Here is a 15,846-nt window from a genome sequence, read left to right as displayed (position 1 = left end):
TTTCAGCTCTTTTCCTTGTTCAGCACGTTAGCAATCCAGGTGAAAATCAGGACTACCACGAAATAGGAGATAACCAATGCGCTGGTGAAGTGGCCGCTGCCATTGCGCATGTTGAACAAATAAACCTGTAGCGTTTCGTAGCGGCTTCCGGCCAACAGGTTGGCGAAGACGAACTCGCCGATTAAGAAGGAGAACGACAGCAGCACGGCGATCATGCCGCCTTTGCGCAGGTTGGGCAGAATAACCAGCAGCGCGGCTTTCCAGGTGCTGGCGCCCAGCAGGTGCGCGGCGTCCATCAGGTCACGCAGGTTTATCGCCTGCATGTTGTTGGAAATCGCCCGATAGATAAATGGCAAGGCGATAGTGAAGTAGCAGCCAATCAGGATCCACGGCGTGCCGGTCATGGCAAAAGGCCCAGACGAGTAGAGCGACATCAGCCCAACCGAGGAGACCACCGGCGGCACCGCAAACGGCAGCAGAATCAAGATGTTCATTAGCGTGTCGAGCTTAGGGAAATAGTAAGCAATTACAAACATCAGCGGCAAGATGAGCACCAGCGATAGCAGCAGCGTGCCAAAACAGATCAGCAGCGAATGCCCTAGCGCTATCAGGAAACGCGGATCGCTCCACAGCGCCACCATCCATTTCAAGGTGAAACCGCTCGGTAAGATGGTCGCGCCCCACTCGCTGACTAAGGCATAAATCAGCGTCGCGGCCAGCGGCAACAGCAGGATCACCATCAAAATCCAAACAATCAGGCGGTGGTAAGCCCCTTCAATGCGAGACATGGCATTCCTCCCGGCAATCAACCCCATTTTTAGCGCACATTCAGATAGCCCCTGCGCAATAACCATTGATGAATCAAGGTGATAAACACCATCAGCACCACCAGCAACATCGCCAGAGCACTGCCCATATTCGGGTCGAGGGAGATATCACCTGACACCAGCGCGGCAATGCGTACCGGCACCACGTTGAAGTTGCCGTTAGTCAGCGCGTAGACCGTGGCATAAGCCCCCAGCGCGTTGGCCAGCAGAATGACGAAAGTGCCCATCAGCGCAGGGAACATCACCGGCAAGCCGATATGACGCCAATAGCGCCAGCGCCCCGCGCCGAGCAGCGCGGCGGACTCGCGCCAGTCTTCGCGCAGGGCGTCAAAGGCCGGATAGAGCAGCAGAACGCCGAGCGGGATTTGGAAATAGGTATAAAGAACAATCAGGCCGTCGCGCGAATAGAGATTGAAGCTCTCCATCAGACCGTATTTCTTCAGCAGCAAAGTCAGGCAGCCGTTCAGACCCAGCAAAATGACAAAGGCAAAGGCTAGCGGCACGCCGGCAAAGTTGCTGGTCATATTGGTAAACGACATGACAAAGTCATGCAGCTTGGTGCGGCCTAGCTGGCGAAGTGAGTAACTACTCACCAACGCAATCAACAAACCGAACACGCTGGACCAGATTGAGATATCCAGCGAGAAGCGCATGGCCTGCAAGTAGAAAGGCGAGGTCAGGATATCGGAGTAATTGCCAAACCCCCACGACTCGTAGGTGTCGCTGTAAAAACTACTGACCGCCACCCAAACCAGCGGTGCCAGCTGAAACGCGATAAAAAACACGGCAAACGGCAACATGAATAACGCAGCTATCCACTTGGCTTTCATCGGCACTCCTCAAGCAGTGACGGGTTTAAGCCAACAAGTCCGCGCAATGCGGTTTGTCGTGGGCAATATTCAATAGCTGGCACACCGTTCCACAGAGTTCAGTTTGCAGCGGCGCGGCATCCTGCAAGCTAAAGGCTGAGCCGAAGACAAACAGCGGCACCTGACGCTCTTCCGGCAAGATACCGCCGTGGCTGCGGTCGTCATTCATACCGTGGTCGGCGGTGACAAGCACCTGATACCCGGCGGCCAGCCAGTCACCCAAGAAGCGGGAGAGAATGCCGTCAGCGTTGCGCGCCTTGTTGCGATATTGCGGCGTGGAGAGGCCAAATTTGTGCCCCGCATCGTCGATATTCATCGGATGAATCAGCAGGAAATCAGGATCATAGCGGCGGCGCAGGCTTTCTGCGTCGTCGAAAAGATGGGAGTCTGGGTAAGCATCGTCGTAATAAAAATGCCCGTGCTGGATAGTCAGTTTTTCGTCGCTAGTATGGCGGTCACGCGGTGGGTCAAACGGCGTCTGGTTATACAGCTCGCTCACCCAGTGGTAGGCCGCCGCCGCGGTGGTTAAACCGGCGTCACGGGCATAATGGAAAATACTGCGCTGTGTCGAAAGTCTATCAACATGGTTGTGCACGATGCCGCTCTCAACCGGCGTCACGCCGGTGAGAATGCACTCGTACAAAGGCCGTGACAATGAAGGCAATTCGCATTCCAGTTGATACAAGCGGCCGCGTCCAGCAGCGCACTGTGCCTGTAAATATCCCATTGCATCACGAGCGACCTGATAATTCAGACCGTCAAGTACCACCAGAATGCTTTTCATTGAATCGTTGCCTTGTTGCTGATGTTTTAAAAAGTTAACCGTTTGAAGTGATGAGTTTTTATTATTGCTGCATGTTGATCATCACGTTCTCTTGCCACAGGCGCGGCAGAGTTTTCGCGCTCTTATCCCAAGCTTCTGGATCAGCAATTGGGTGAGCATTTTTGTATTCGCTGGCAGGTAACAGTTTGGCCTTCACGTCGTCTGGCAAAGTGATTTTGTCAGCACGGATTGGACGCGCATAACCGCGAGCCAGGTTGATTTGGCCAGCATCAGAGAAGATGTATTCGCGCGCCAATTTTGCGGCGTTCGGGTGTTTAGCGAATTTGTTGATGATGGTGGTGTAGCCGGAAGTGATGGTGCCGTCAGAGGGGATCAGCACGTCGAAGCGCGTTTTGTCGATCTGGTCGCGGTAGTTCAGGCCGTTGAAGTCCCACACAATGCCAACCTGCACTTCGCCTTTTTCCAATGACGCGATGCTCGGGTCGCTCAGGCCCAGACGGCCCGCTTTGGCCAATTTGCCGAAGAATTCCAGACCCGGTTTGAGGTTTTTCTCGTTGCCGCCCATGGCGTAAGTCGCTGCCAGCACGCCGTTGGCTGCCTGAGCGGCGGTACCGACGTCACCGATAGTCACTTTGTAGTTGCCTTTCAGCAGGTCAGCCCAGCTGTGCGGCTCATCTTTCACCTGCGACTTATCGATAATAAAAGCGATGGTGCCAGTGTAAGCGAGTGCCCACATACCATCTTTGTCTTTCGCCCACGCCGGAACATCATTCCAGGTTGTCGGTTTGTATGGCTGAGTCACGCCCTTTTGCACTGCAATCGGGCCGAATGCGGCACCCACGTCGCCGATGTCCGCGCTGGCGTTATCTTTTTCAGCAGCGAATTTCGCGATTTCTTGTGCCGAGCTCATATCGGTATCGCTATGCTTCAACCCATATTGGCTGCTCAACGCGGCCCACGTGTCTTTCCAGTTTGCCCAAGAGTCAGGCATCCCGACGCTGTTGACAGTCCCTTCGGCCTGCGCGGCTTTAAGCAGTTCTGCTGGAGGCTCAGCGGCAAAGGCCGATGAAGTGGAAAGAACCAAGGCGCTGGTTAACACTGAAGCGAACAACTGTTTCATAACGGATGCTCCGGATGGTAGTGTGTGAGTGCTGGTCTAGTCCAGCAAGAACCAAGCCAATCTAACGATCAATTGTGATAATTATATTACAGTGCGAAAAACCAGCATTTTTAGGGCGCAGGCTGTTATCGAGCGCACATTAATTCAGCACGAATTCGCCGTGCTGGTGCAAAAACGCACTTAAATGAGGCCTGTTGCAATGAGTGAATCGCTTACCACCGTGGCTGCGATCTGTCTGAGACTGAGTGAAAACATCGCATCTGGCCTATTTGCGGCGGAGGGGCGCCTGCCTTCGGAACGCCAGCTTAGTGAACAATTTGCAACGACCCGCATCACCCTGCGTGAAGCATTGAGCCAGCTTGAAGGTCAGGGTTTGATCTACCGTCAGGTACGGCGGGGTTGGTTTGTTTCTCCGCCGCGGATTGTTTATAACCCGCTACAGCGCAGCCACTTCCACGCCATGGCAAGAGAACAAGGGCGCAGTGCAAAAACAGAAGTGATTGATGCTAAAGAGTTAATTGCCAGTGACGCGGTATGTTCAAAGCTGTCGTTACCGGCGAAAAGCGCGGTATATTGCATTCGTCGCCTGCGCTACATTGATGGCCGCCCGGTGCTGTATGTCGAGCACTACCTCAATCCTAAGTATTTCCCGCAGATTTTAAATGTCGACTTAACCCAGTCGCTGACTGACCTTTATGCATCAAAGTATGGGATGAGCTATGGGCGAGTGCGTTTCGATATGCTCCCCACTCGGCTGCCAGAAGATGCTTCTTCGGCCTTAAAAGTCGCCCCCGGCAGCCCAGCGCTGTTTATCACCCGAACCAACCGCGATCAGCACGACCGGGTGATTGACTGTGACTTGGAGTATTGGCGGTATGACGCATTACATATTGATGTGGAAGTGAATTGATACGGCAACGAAATCCGCCCCAGTGGCTTACACCAGTAAGTGACCAGGACGGATTTCGGCAGCTAACGCAGAGTCAGTTCGAAGGATAACGGGTAAAGGTTAACTAGTCGGCGTCGTAGCCAAGGTTTGGTGCCAGCCAACGCTCGACTTCGGCAATCGGCATATTTTTGCGTGCCGCGTAATCTTCCACCTGATCGCGCTGTATCTGGGCCACGGCGAAATACTTACTTTCAGGGTGGCTGAAGTACCAGCCTGATACCGCCGCTCCAGGCCACATGGCGAAGGATTCTGTCAGCCGCATGCCGGTGTTAGTTTCCACATCCAGCAGTTTCCAGATCTCACCTTTCTCGGTGTGCTCAGGGCAAGCCGGATAGCCCGGCGCAGGGCGAATACCTTGGTAGTTTTCACGGATCAGCTCTTCGTTGCTCAGGCTCTCGCTCGGCGCGAACCCCCAATAGACTTTACGAACGCGCTCATGCAGATATTCGGCAAAGGCCTCCGCCAGACGGTCTGCCAGAGCTTTGACCATAATTTTGTTGTAGTCGTCGTGCTGGTTGTCATAGGCCTCGGCCAAGGCATCTTCTTCCAGCCCGCCGGTCACCGCAAAGGCGCCCATATAGTCTTTTTTGCCACTGGATTTCGGTGCCACAAAGTCGGCCAAGCAGTAGTTGGCGAAATCGGTTTTCTCCGTTTGCTGACGCAGATGGTGGCTGACCACCAGCACCTCTTGGCGACGCTCATCGCTATAAATTTCAATATCATCGCCTACGCGGTTAGCCGGGAACAGCCCCACCACGCCACGCGGATTCAGTAACTTCTCGTTCGAGAGCTTATCGAGCAGGTCATTGGCATCTTTGAATAAGCGTTTGGCTTCTTCGCCCACCACTTCATCTTCCAGAATGCGCGGATATTTACCCGCCAGCGCCCAGGTCATAAAGAAAGGCGTCCAGTCGATGTAGTTTCTCAATGTCTCTATGCTAGCTTCCACCTTCTGCACGCCAAGGCGATGGGCCACCGGTGGGGTATAACTTTCCCAATCGATCACCGTGGCGTTGTCGCGCGCGGTTTCAAGACTGACTGGCGGCGTACGCGGCTTTTTGCGGCCGTGCTGAATACGCACGGTTTCGTATTCTTTACGAGTACGGGCAACAAAATCATCGCGCTGGGTGCTTGAAAGCAGCGCTGAGACTACCCCCACCGAGCGCGAGGCATTCTGTACATAAGTCGTCGGGCCGCTGTAGTTCTGCTCAATTTTCACGGCGGTATGGGCTTTCGAGGTCGTTGCACCGCCAATCAGCAGAGGAATGGTGAAGCCACGGCGCTCCATCTCTTTGGCAACGTTAACCATTTCATCCAGCGATGGGGTGATTAGCCCTGACAGCCCGATGATATCGACATTCTCTTCAATCGCCGTTTTGAGGATTTTATCAGTCGGCACCATCACACCCAAGTCTATGATTTCATAGTTATTACACTGTAAAACCACGCCGACGATATTTTTACCAATGTCATGGACATCGCCCTTCACCGTCGCCAGCAGGATTTTTCCGTTGGTCTGGCCCTTCTCTTTGCTGGCCTCAATATAAGGCTCGAGGTAGGCCACCGCCTGTTTCATGACGCGGGCCGATTTCACCACTTGTGGCAGGAACATTTTGCCTTCGCCAAACAAGTCCCCGACCACGTTCATGCCGTCCATCAGCGGCCCTTCAATCACCTCTATTGGGCGAGCCGACAGCTGTCGCGCCTCTTCGGTATCGACTTCGATAAACTCCGTAATGCCTTTAACCAGCGAATATTCCAGACGTTTACGCACTTCCCAACTGCGCCACTCAGCCTGTTGTTTATTGGCTTCGCCATCGTCTTTATTGCCGCGATATTTTTCCGCCAGATCCAACAAGCGTTCAGTGCCGTCATCACGACGGTTAAGGATCACATCTTCAACGGCATCGCGTAATTCGGTGGAGAGATCATCGTAGATCGCCAGCTGGCCGGCGTTGACGATCCCCATGTCCATGCCGTTGCGGATGGCGTGATATAGGAATACGGCGTGGATCGCTTCACGCACAGGCTCATTGCCACGAAATGAGAAGGAGACGTTAGACACGCCGCCGGAGATCATCGCGTGAGGCAGCTGTTCTTTGATGTCCGCGCAGGCCTCAATGAAGTCCACGGCGTAGTTGTTATGCTCTTCAATACCCGTCGCCACAGCGAAGATATTCGGGTCGAAAATAATGTCTTCCGGTGGGAAACCCACCTCTTCGGTCAACAGTTTATAGGCGCGGCGACAGATCTCGATTTTGCGCGCGCGAGTATCAGCCTGCCCCACTTCGTCAAATGCCATCACCACCATCGCGGCACCATAGCGGCGCACTTTACGCGCATGATTCAGGAAGGCTTCTTCGCCCTCTTTCATCGAAATGGAGTTCACGATGCCTTTGCCCTGAATACACTTCAGCCCCTTTTCGATGACGTCCCACTTGGATGAGTCAATCATGATAGGCACGCGGGCAATGTCAGGCTCACCGGCAATCAGATTCAGAAAACGCACCATAGCGGCTTCGGCATCCAACATGCCTTCGTCCATATTGATATCAATGATCTGCGCGCCGCTTTCCACCTGCTGGAGAGCCACTTCCAGGGCTTCATTATATTTTTCTTCTTTAATAAGACGTTTAAAACGCGCCGAGCCGGTAACGTTAGTCCTCTCCCCGACGTTCACAAACAGGGTTTGAGCATCAATGGTTAACGGCTCCAGCCCAGCCAGACGGCAAGCCACCGGGATCTCCGGCAGTTGGCGTGGCGGCACGCCCTCAACCACTTTAGCTATCGCCGCAATGTGCTCAGGGGTGGTGCCACAGCAACCGCCGACGATATTCAAGAAGCCAGAGCGCGCCCATTCGCCGATATGCTCCGCCATCTCTTTTGCGCCAAGATCGTATTCACCAAAAGCATTCGGCAAACCGGCGTTGGGGTGAGCTGTGACATAACATTCTGAAATTCGGGACAGCTCGGCCACGTATTGGCGCAACTCGTCAGGGCCAAGGGCGCAGTTCAGGCCAAAGGTTAGCGGTTTAACGTGGCGCAGGGAGTTATAGAAAGCTTCGGTGGTTTGCCCGGAGAGCGTGCGCCCCGAGGCATCGGTGATGGTGCCTGAGATCATAACGGGAAGAATGACGCCCATCGCTTCGAACTCCGTTTCCACGGCGAAGGTAGCGGCTTTGGCATTCAAGGTATCGAACACGGTTTCAATCATGATCAGATCCGCACCGCCTTCGATCAGGGCGCGAGTCGACTCTCGGTAAGCCGCTACCAGCTGATCAAAGGTGACATTACGGAATGCCGGATCGTTAACATCAGGTGAAATTGACGCAGTGCGGTTAGTCGGGCCAAGCACGCCCGCGACGTAACGCGGCTTTTCAGGAGTGCGCGCCGTCCATTCATCGGCACAAATCCTCGCCAGGCGGGCGGCCTCGTAGTTAATTTCGGCTGAAAGTGACTCCATATGGTAGTCAGCCATGGCGATGGTGGTTGAGTTGAAGGTGTTGGTTTCGAGAATGTCAGCGCCAGCCTCAAGATAGGCATAATGAATAGCGGTGATCACCTCTGGTTTGGTCAGCACCAGAAGATCGTTATTCCCTTTGAGATCGCTTTCCCAATTGGCAAAACGCTCGCCGCGATAATCCGCTTCTTCCAGACGATAACTTTGGATCATCGTCCCCATGCCGCCGTCCAATACCATAATGCGCTGCGCTAACTGGTTGCGTAGTGCCTCAACTTGATTTGTCACTTTCACCTCAATCACCTGTCGTTCACCACCGGCCAAACCCTTAGCAATCGCCGGAAACCATGAAAAGCATCCTAGCATATCTTCCAAGGGCCAAAGCTCAGGACTTGGTGAGACTTTTTCAATTTAGGAATGCATCTCGCAGGGCGAATGCAACACATCGGATGAGCGGAAATGCAGGTTGCGATCCATACTGTAAAAACGAAAATGAATTCCAAAATAACTTTTATTCCTCGCTAATTAGCGCATCTTACAAGGAAAAGGCCCATGGCAACGCCAGTGACCACCTCGGCCAAACGAGTGAAAAAAACCAAAGCCGCTGCCGCATCGGGCAGCGCCGCCACCGGACAAGTGCAGTCATTAACCCGTGGCCTAAAATTATTAGAATATATCGCGGAAGCTCAGGGCAGCGTGGCGCTCACAGATTTAGCCCAGCAGGCCGGTCTGCCGAACTCAACCACCCACCGGTTGCTAACCACCATGCAACAACAGGGCTTTGTTCGTCAGGTGGGTGATTTAGGGCTGTGGACTATCGGCTCCCACGCGTTTGTGGTCGGCAGCAGCTTCCTGCAAAGCCGTAATTTGCTGGCAATGGTGCATCCAATGCTGCGTCGATTAATGGAGGAATCGGGCGAGACGGTCAATCTGGCCGTGCTGGATCACAGCGACTATCAGGCGATTATTATCGATCAGGTGCAGTGCAACGCGCTGATGAGAATGTCGGCGCCTATCGGTGGCAAACTGCCGATGCACGCCTCGGGAGCGGGGAAAGCTTTCCTCTCCACCTTGCCTGAAGACAGGCTGGTGAAGCTGCTGCATAAAATCGGACTGCACAGCTATACGCCGCTGACTCGCACCTCTCCTGCCAACTTAAAACAGGAGTTGGCGGATACCCGTAAACGAGGCTATGCCTTTGATGATGAAGAACATGCGCTGGGGCTGCGTTGTGTGGCGACCTGCATTTACGACGAGCATAACGACGCCTATGCGGCTATTTCGATTTCAGGGCCGATATCGCGTATTACTGACGACCGCGTGACGGAGCTGGGCGCGCTGGTGATTCACGCGGCCAAAGAGATCACTCAGGCTTACGGCGGCGGTAAGCATTAATTCTTATCGGGCTATGACAGGGAAGTGATAGCCGGTATCTCAGCCCAGACTTTTTCATCTCGGCGTTGACTAAAGCGTTGTTGGCGGCGATAGGCGTAGACGTCGTCAACTTCGCCAGCAAGGATGCGGTGCTGCACTTTCTGCCAATACTCCACGTCAAAAAGGTCGCCATGTAACATCTCAAACAGCGGCTTTATTCTTTTGTCGCTGCACAGGAAATGGCGGAATTCTTCGGGAAACACGTCTTGCGGCGAGGTGCTGTACCAAGGTTCACTTGCTAGCTCATCTTCGGGGTAGCGCGCGGCGGGAATGGCGCGGAAATTAACGTCCGTCATGTAACAGATTTCATCGTAATCATAAAACACCACCCGACCGTGCCGGGTGACGCCGAAGTTTTTAAACAGCATATCGCCAGGGAAGATATTCGCCGCGGCCAGCTGCTTAATGGCGTTGCCATACTCTTCAATTACATCGTGCAATTGCGGGTCAGTGGCAGTTTCGAGGTAGATATTCAGCGGCGTCATGCGCCGTTCAATATACAAATGGCGTATCAGAATGCTGTCGCCAAGATCCTCGATTTTGCTCGGCACCTCGCGCAATAGCTCATCCATTAGTTCAGGACTGATATCTTTCTTGGCTAAGGCGAAATGCTCAAACTCCTGCGTATCCGCCATACGCCCCACGCGATCATGCTCTTTGACCAATTGATAACAGGCTTTCACCTGCGTCTCGGTCACCTCTTTTTGCGGAGCAAAATTATCTTTAATCACTTTGAAAACGCGGTCACTGTCCGCCAAAGTGAAGACCAGCATCACCATGCCTTTGACGCCCGGCGCGATAATAAACGGCTGCTGAGTATTTGCCATGAAGCGCAAATGTTCGCGATAGCATTCGGTTTTGGCATGCTTCTGACAGCCGATGGCGCTATACAGCTCGGCGGTGGTTTTGCCGGGTAAAATTTCACGCAGCCATTCCACCAGCGCAGCGGGCTGAGGGGCATACACCATGAAATAGGAGCGGGCGAACCCAAAGACAATACTGGCATCGTCATTTTTGGTCAGGCAGGTATCAACAAAGAGTTGGCCATTCAGACTTCGGTGAATCGGCAGTAGAAAAGGTAGAGTCTGGCTGGCTATGTGCATTTTGCCAATCAGCCATGCGGCTTTATTGCGATAGAACAGCTCAGTGGCGACATCGATAACAACCGTAGACAATGTCTGTTGAGAATAGGTTTTCTGCAAACTTGCCAAGATATAATCGACATCCCGCTCTCTCTCTTCCCATTCCAAACGCAAGGGTAAGTCAGCCAGTATCGACAGCAGCATCTGGCGAACATGGCTTTGCGACTCATAGCGGCGAAACAGCGGGCGAGTACCATTACGCAGGTGAGCATCAGGCTGCTCAGTGAACACAAACAGCCTTTCTTCGGTTAAATCGCGGTGTTTGAAAATCCGGCAATAAACTGAATTAAAGAAGCTCTCCGCGATCTCAGCGCGGGGGTATTCCGGTAAGAGCTGGCTATAAAACTGCTTTACGGTTTTCAGGAAAGAGGCATCGTAGAAATGAGCGCCGGTGATGCATTTAAGCTGAGCCACCACCAGCCCAACGTGATGGTCATAGAGATGAATACGCTGCTTCATTGCCGCCTGTACGGCTTTCCAATCAGCCTGTTCAAATCGCTGCTGGGCGCCAGCAGTCACCTCAAGAAATCGGCCATATTGAGCATCAAAACCCTGCAATATCGTCTGTGCTATCAGCAACTCTATCCGCATAATCTGCTCCCCTGCCGCCATACGTCAGCAGGCCCGGACAAGCCGGGCCGATAAAATCAGGTACCGAACTGTTGTTCTTCGGTCGAGCCGGTGAGCGCCGTGACTGACGAGCGGCCGCCCTGAATGATGGTGGTCACCTTGTCGAAATAGCCGGTGCCAACCTCTTGCTGGTGGGAGGCAAAGGTGTAACCGCGATTCACAGCAGCAAATTCTGGCTCCTGAACTTTTTCCACATAGTGTTTCATGCCCTCTCCCTGCGCGTAGGCATGGGCTAAATCGAACATGTTGAACCACATGCTGTGGATGCCCGCCAGCGTGATGAACTGGTACTGGTAGCCCATGTCGGCAAGCCGCTGCTGGAAGCTGGCGATGGTTTTGTCATCCAGATTCTTCTTCCAGTTGAAAGAAGGCGAGCAGTTGTAGGCCAATAACTTGCCTGGGAAACGAGCATGGATAGCATCGGCAAAACGCTGAGCCAGCTCCAAATCTGGGGTGGAAGTCTCACACCAAACAATGTCGGCATAAGGCGCATAGGCCAAGCCACGGCTGATGGCCTGCTCAATCCCCGCGTGGGTGCGGTAAAAGCCTTCCGGCGTGCGTTCACCGGTGATAAATTCGCTGTCGTAAGGGTCGCAATCTGAGGTTAATAAGTCAGCCGCGTCCGCGTCGGTTCGCGCAACCAGCAGCGTAGGTACGCCGAGGACATCGGCCGCTAAACGGGCGGAAACCAGCTTCTGCACGGCTTCTTGAGTCGGCACCAAGACTTTTCCGCCCATGTGGCCGCATTTCTTCACCGCAGCAAGTTGGTCTTCAAAGTGAACGGCCGCCGCACCCGCCTCAATCATCGCTTTCATCAGCTCAAACGCGTTGAGCACGCCGCCAAAACCGGCCTCAGCATCGGCAACAATAGGTAAGAAGTAATCGGTGTAGCCCGCCTGCCCTGGCTCAATATTATTCGCCCACTGGATTTGATCAGCCCGGCGGAAAGTATTGTTAATGCGATTAACCACTTCAGGGACAGAGTTCACCGGATAGAGCGACTGGTCCGGGTACATGCTCGACGCGGTATTGGCGTCAGCCGCGACCTGCCAACCGGAAAGATAAATCGCTTCCAGACCGGCTTTCGCTTGTTGCAACGCCTGCCCGCCGGTCAATGCCCCAAGGCAATTGACATAGCCTTTACGAGACTCGCCGTGCAATAAACCCCACAGGCGTTTCGCGCCATTTTGCGCCAGTGTGCATTCTGGATTCACCGAACCACGCAGGCTTATCACCTCAGCAGCACTGTACGGGCGGGTGATCCCCTCCCAACGCGGTTGTGACCAATTTTCTTCAAGCTGCTGAATTTGCTGAGTACGTGAGTTTTTCATGGCAAGTTTCCTGTTCTTTGTTTTATGGGTATGTAGGGGATAAGTGCGTTAAGCGAGCAGGGCATAGCCCGGCAAGGTGAGGAAGTCGACCAGCTCTTCTTGAGTTGTGATGCGCTCCATCAGCGCCGCCGCCTCGCTAAATCGCCCGGCGCTGAAACGCTGCTCACCTAACTCTTGCTGGATGACCTGCATTTCTTCGCAAAGCATTTTGCGGAACAGCGCCTTGGTCACAGGCTGTCCGTCACTCAGGGTTTTGCCATGATGTATCCACTGCCAAATGGAGGTGCGGGAGATCTCGGCAGTCGCGGCATCTTCCATCAGCCCGTAAATCGGCACGCAGCCGTTGCCCGAGATCCAAGCTTCAATGTATTGCACGGCGACGCGAATATTGGCGCGCATCCCCTCTTCGGTTCGATCTCCCACGCAAGGTTCTAGCAACTCACTTGCTAAAATCGCGGCATCTTCTTCACGAGAGATATCCAACTGGTTTTTACGTTCGCCCAGTGCCCGGTCAAAAATAGCCATGACCGTGTCGGCCAGGCCAGGGTGAGCAATCCAGGTACCGTCATGGCCATTTTTGGCTTCTAACTCTTTGTCACTCTTCACTTTATTCAGCACCCACTCGTTGCGCTGGGTATCTTTGCTGGGAATGAAGGCGGCCATGCCCCCCATAGCAAAGGCACCGCGACGATGACAGGTTTTGATCAACAGCCGTGAATAGGCACTGAGGAATGGCTGAGTCATGGTGACAGCCTGACGATCGGGCAAAACGCGATCCGGATAATTTTTCAATGTTTTGATATAGCTGAAGATATAGTCCCAGCGCCCGCAGTTAAGACCCACAATATGACTGCGCAAGTGGTAGAGGATTTCATCCATTTGGAAGACCGCGGGCAGTGTCTCAATCAGCACGGTCGCCTTAATGGTTCCGCGCGGCAAGTCGACGTAATCTTCCGCAAAACTAAAGATGTCGCTCCACCAAGCAGCTTCTTGATAAGACTGGGTTTTAGGCAGGTAAAAGTACGGGCCGCTGCCTTTAGCCAGCAATGCGCGATAGTTATGGAAAAAGTACATGGCGAAATCAAACAAGCCGCCGGGGATTGGCTCTCCTTCCCAATGAATGTGTTTTTCTGGCAGATGCAACCCGCGTACGCGGCATACTAATACCGCCGGATCGGGTTTTAACTGATAAATCTTTCCTACTTCATTGGTGTAGCTGATGGTCCCGTTGACGGCATCGCGCAAATTGATCTGACCTTCGATCACTTTATTCCAGTCAGGAGCTAACGAATCCTCAAAGTCTGCCATGAAGACTTTTACATTAGCATTCAGGGCGTTAATGACCATTTTCCGTTCAACTGGCCCGGTGATCTCCACTCTTCTATCCTGCAAATCAACGGGAATACCTTTAATCTGCCAAATACCTTCACGAATGGAATTTGTTTCCGAAATGAAATCCGGAAGCTGGCCCTGATCGATTTTGCGCTGCTGCTCAATCCGACTCTGCAAAAGATGGTGACGGGAGGCGCTAAAGCGCGTCACCAGCTCTGTCAGAAAGTCGATCGCTTCGTCTGTCAGGATTAATGCGTCGTTACTGTTTAAATTGCGAGTAAATTGCAAAGGGGCATGGGTTATCTGCTGATTCATCGGCATTCTCCTGACTTATCTCTTATCTTTCAGCCAGGAATAGTAAGGTCCGGCCGGTTAATTTCAGAGGATCTAGGGCTCGGACATCAGGATCATTTGACCTCAACAATCTCAACCGAAACGCAGCCTCAGTAAGATCTAAGCGTAATCAGGAAATCCATAAAATCAAAAACGATTTCCATTTTATTTTTCTTTTTATTTTTTATTGCCATTAATCATTAGGTTATGAGAGAAAATATTTTCTCTAAAAAGGAATTAACTTTCACAAAAAAGAGGATTGGAATTTAATAGGAAGATAGCTGGAAGAGGAGTGAAGACTAAGAATTGAGGCGAGCAAGACGCTCGCCTATGAAAGCCTGTGACTATTCGAGGGTAGGATTCATCTGGCGAAGATCAAACGGAGTGATCTGGTAAACGTAATAATTCAACCAGTTGGTGAACAACAGATGTCCATGACTGCGCCAGGTCGCCTTTGGCGATAAAGCAGGATTATCCTGCGGGAAGTAGTTAAATGGCATATCAGGAGATAAACCTGCATCTCTGTCTCGCAGGTATTCACCGGCTAACGTGCCCGCATCGTATTCAGGGTGGCCAGTCACAAAAGCCATACGCTTATCTTTAGTCGCAAAGAGATAAGCACCGGCCTCTTCGGATTCGGCTAGGATATCGAGATCGGTGTATTGGCGCAGCTCGTGCGTTGGGAAGTCCGCATAGCGAGAATGCGGCGCTAAAAAGCTCTCATCAAACCCGCGCGTGAGTAAAGCCAGCGGCTGTAAGGTTTGATGATGGTAAACGCCAGATAATTTGGTTTCACGCGTCATTTTCGGCGTGCCATAGAGCACATTCAAAGCGGCCTGCACCGCCCAGCACACGAACAGCGTGGAAGTCACATGTTCTTTCGCCCAGTGAACCACTCGTTCAATCTGCGGCCAATAGGCAACATCGCAGAAATCCACCAATCCAAGTGGCGCTCCAGTGACAATCAAACCATCGTAATTTTCGTGCTGAATATCCTCAAAATCGCAGTAGAAATTATTCAAATGCTCAGCAGGCGTGTTTTTTGACTCGCGGCTATCAATGCGCAGAAGCTGAACGTCGATTTGTAGGGGTGAGTTAGAAAGGAGGCGCAAAAATTGATTTTCAGTCTCAATTTTCTTCGGCATTAGGTTCAAGATCAAAACCTTAAGCGGTCGAATCTCCTGAGTTTTTGCACGAGATGAGGTCATAACAAAGACGTTCTCATTTCGTAAAAAATTCACTGCTGGTAACTCATCAGGAACCCGAATTGGCATAGCAACTTCCCCACTGCATCCGTATATACGTTTAGACTTCTAGATGCCCGACAATAGCGGTTTTCACTAATAAAGTCGAGTGAGGTATGTTCAAGGTGAGAAATCTTCAGCTTTAAGTAATATGTTTAGCTAATTTTGTTCTATTGGGATGAGAGGACAGGGAGACTTGCCGTTATTGGGGGGAACTCAAAAGAAAAAGCCTCTTGTCCTACTTTATTATCCAGCATAGAACCGCCAGAAGGCAAAAAAGCAAAAGCCCCGTACTTGCGTACGGGGCCTTGGCTTTTATTTGATGCCTGGCAGTTCCCTACTCTCGCATGGGGAGACCCCACACTACCATCGGCGCTACGGCGTTTCACTT

11 protein-coding genes are annotated in these 15,846 nt (G+C 52.5%); 2 read left to right on the top strand and 9 right to left on the bottom strand.

What is annotated here, in order from left to right; all coding sequences use genetic code 11:
* Positions 1 to 2 precede the first annotated feature (2 nt).
* The 4 genes from SBO83_RS08845 to SBO83_RS08830 form a co-directional block, all read right to left on the bottom strand.
* A complete protein-coding gene (locus SBO83_RS08845; RefSeq protein WP_396131242.1) occupies positions 3 to 788 on the bottom strand; it encodes an ABC transporter permease subunit in 786 nt (261 codons plus the stop codon).
* A 29-nt stretch (positions 789 to 817) separates the two neighbouring features.
* Positions 818 to 1,657, bottom strand: coding sequence for an ABC transporter permease subunit (locus tag SBO83_RS08840; protein WP_396131241.1), 840 nt, complete (start codon positions 1,655 to 1,657; stop codon positions 818 to 820).
* Positions 1,658 to 1,682: 25 nt separating this feature from the next.
* On the bottom strand, positions 1,683 to 2,480 hold the full coding sequence (locus tag SBO83_RS08835; protein WP_396131240.1) for an alkaline phosphatase family protein: 798 nt from the start codon (positions 2,478 to 2,480) through the stop codon (positions 1,683 to 1,685).
* Between the two features lie 61 nt (positions 2,481 to 2,541).
* Entirely contained in the window at positions 2,542 to 3,600 is a 1,059-nt protein-coding gene (locus SBO83_RS08830) for an ABC transporter substrate-binding protein (RefSeq protein ID WP_396131239.1), read from the bottom strand.
* 199 nt (positions 3,601 to 3,799) lie between these two features.
* Here SBO83_RS08830 and SBO83_RS08825 point away from each other — a divergent pair, with 199 nt between their 5' ends.
* Positions 3,800 to 4,510 carry a UTRA domain-containing protein gene (locus SBO83_RS08825; protein ID WP_396131238.1) on the top strand — a complete coding sequence of 237 codons (711 nt, stop codon included), beginning with the start codon at positions 3,800 to 3,802 and terminating at the stop codon, positions 4,508 to 4,510.
* A gap of 103 nt (positions 4,511 to 4,613) precedes the next feature.
* Here the strand turns inward: SBO83_RS08825 and metH are convergent, their stop codons facing one another.
* Positions 4,614 to 8,297 (bottom strand): methionine synthase, encoded by a 3,684-nt coding sequence (gene metH, locus SBO83_RS08820; RefSeq protein ID WP_396131494.1) that lies wholly within the window; start codon positions 8,295 to 8,297, stop codon positions 4,614 to 4,616.
* A gap of 264 nt (positions 8,298 to 8,561) precedes the next feature.
* Between metH and iclR the strand changes: the two genes are divergently transcribed.
* Complete coding sequence (gene iclR / locus SBO83_RS08815; RefSeq protein WP_100936367.1) at positions 8,562 to 9,404, top strand: glyoxylate bypass operon transcriptional repressor IclR; 843 nt, start codon at positions 8,562 to 8,564, stop codon at positions 9,402 to 9,404.
* Between the two features lie 11 nt (positions 9,405 to 9,415).
* Here the strand turns inward: iclR and aceK are convergent, their stop codons facing one another.
* The 4 genes from aceK to metA form a co-directional block, all read right to left on the bottom strand.
* Positions 9,416 to 11,176, bottom strand: coding sequence for a bifunctional isocitrate dehydrogenase kinase/phosphatase (aceK, locus tag SBO83_RS08810; protein ID WP_396131237.1), 1,761 nt, complete (start codon positions 11,174 to 11,176; stop codon positions 9,416 to 9,418).
* 56 nt (positions 11,177 to 11,232) lie between these two features.
* Positions 11,233 to 12,546, bottom strand: a complete 1,314-nt coding sequence (aceA, locus tag SBO83_RS08805) for an isocitrate lyase (protein WP_396131236.1) — start codon at positions 12,544 to 12,546, stop codon at positions 11,233 to 11,235.
* 48 nt (positions 12,547 to 12,594) lie between these two features.
* Positions 12,595 to 14,193 (bottom strand): malate synthase A, encoded by a 1,599-nt coding sequence (aceB, locus tag SBO83_RS08800; RefSeq protein ID WP_396131235.1) that lies wholly within the window; start codon positions 14,191 to 14,193, stop codon positions 12,595 to 12,597.
* A gap of 362 nt (positions 14,194 to 14,555) precedes the next feature.
* Positions 14,556 to 15,485: a homoserine O-acetyltransferase MetA gene (metA, locus tag SBO83_RS08795; protein ID WP_353503538.1), complete on the bottom strand. Its 930-nt coding sequence runs from the start codon at positions 15,483 to 15,485 to the stop codon at positions 14,556 to 14,558.
* Positions 15,486 to 15,846: the final 361 nt, after the last annotated feature.

Source organism: Ewingella allii (genome assembly GCF_044430645.1).
In the GTDB taxonomy this organism is placed as follows: Bacteria; Pseudomonadota; Gammaproteobacteria; order Enterobacterales; family Enterobacteriaceae; genus Ewingella; species Ewingella allii.
Note: the sequence above shows the minus strand (reverse complement) of the source record. Positions and strands in the feature narration are given on the sequence as shown.

Coding starts and splice junctions, on each gene's coding strand:
- SBO83_RS08845 (WP_396131242.1), bottom strand. CDS start 788: ATGTCTCGCATTGAAGGGGCTTACCACCGCCTGATTGTTTGGATTTTG.
- SBO83_RS08840 (WP_396131241.1), bottom strand. CDS start 1,657: ATGAAAGCCAAGTGGATAGCTGCGTTATTCATGTTGCCGTTTGCCGTG.
- SBO83_RS08835 (WP_396131240.1), bottom strand. CDS start 2,480: ATGAAAAGCATTCTGGTGGTACTTGACGGTCTGAATTATCAGGTCGCT.
- SBO83_RS08830 (WP_396131239.1), bottom strand. CDS start 3,600: ATGAAACAGTTGTTCGCTTCAGTGTTAACCAGCGCCTTGGTTCTTTCC.
- SBO83_RS08825 (WP_396131238.1), top strand. CDS start 3,800: ATGAGTGAATCGCTTACCACCGTGGCTGCGATCTGTCTGAGACTGAGT.
- iclR (WP_100936367.1), top strand. CDS start 8,562: ATGGCAACGCCAGTGACCACCTCGGCCAAACGAGTGAAAAAAACCAAA.
- aceK (WP_396131237.1), bottom strand. CDS start 11,176: ATGCGGATAGAGTTGCTGATAGCACAGACGATATTGCAGGGTTTTGAT.
- aceA (WP_396131236.1), bottom strand. CDS start 12,546: ATGAAAAACTCACGTACTCAGCAAATTCAGCAGCTTGAAGAAAATTGG.
- aceB (WP_396131235.1), bottom strand. CDS start 14,193: ATGAATCAGCAGATAACCCATGCCCCTTTGCAATTTACTCGCAATTTA.
- metA (WP_353503538.1), bottom strand. CDS start 15,485: ATGCCAATTCGGGTTCCTGATGAGTTACCAGCAGTGAATTTTTTACGA.